Annotated in this window: 1 protein-coding gene; it reads left to right on the top strand. The window is 39.9% G+C overall.

Translation table 11 applies throughout. The annotated features are described in order from the left end of the window. Positions 1-81: 81 nt before the first annotated feature. Positions 82-684: a class I SAM-dependent DNA methyltransferase gene (locus IDZ20_RS00005; protein ID WP_188149375.1), complete on the top strand. Its 603-nt coding sequence runs from the start codon at positions 82-84 to the stop codon at positions 682-684. The last annotated feature ends 173 nt before the right edge of the window (positions 685-857 follow it).

The following is an 857-nucleotide window of genomic DNA, read 5'->3' as shown; positions in this document are numbered from 1 at the left end:
GTTTGAAGCGAAAGCAGCTGTTGCTGCATAAGTGGGGTGTCTACTTTTTGTGGGGAACACCAACAAAATCAGGGAGGTTCGATGAATAGAGATTATTTTGAAATGAAAGCAGTGTCATACGAGAAAGATGACAATAGAGTTTCAAATGTTGCAAGCATAGCCAACTCCATAATTCAAAATCTATACCTTCATAAAGATATGCACCTGATGGATTTTGGATCAGGCACAGGCTTGCTACTCGAACGTATTGCACCATTGGTGAGAAAAATAACGGCTGTTGACGTCTCTAAATCGATGAATAACCAGCTTAAACAAAAGCAAGGTAGACTGGGTTGCGAGCTAGATATTTTGGAAGTTGATCTAGAATTAGATGATGTGGAAAGAAAATTTGATGGAATTATATCGTCCATGACAATGCATCACGTAAAAGATATTGGTCTAATGTTTGAAAAGTTCCACAAGTTACTAAGTGATGACGGAGTGATAGCTATCTCGGACCTTGATAGTGAAGATGGTAACTTTCACACAGAAGACACAGGTGTCTACCATTTTGGTTTCAATCGAGACGATATATCTACTGCTGCAAAGAAAGCCAACTTCCGTGACGTATCAATTGTAAATGCCAGTATTGTTAAAAAGCCACACGGTGAGTACTCAGTATTTCTTTTGACTGCAAAGAAGTAGAAAATGTATAACAAATCACTGCACCAGACCCGAACTGCGTTCCTCAAATTTGCATTCGCTTCGCTCATTGTATGCAAATTTGTTCCACTCCGTTCGGTCTGGTGAGTGAGACGTTATGCGTCTTAACGGCTGGTAGAGTAGGGCTTGGAATTCATTGGTGTTGTTTACTGTAA

It is taken from the genome of Teredinibacter waterburyi (genome assembly GCF_001922985.1).
In the GTDB taxonomy this organism is placed as follows: domain Bacteria; phylum Pseudomonadota; class Gammaproteobacteria; order Pseudomonadales; family Cellvibrionaceae; genus Teredinibacter; species Teredinibacter waterburyi.
The sequence above is the reverse complement of the archived record's forward strand: the minus strand, read 5'-3'. Positions and strand labels throughout refer to the sequence as shown.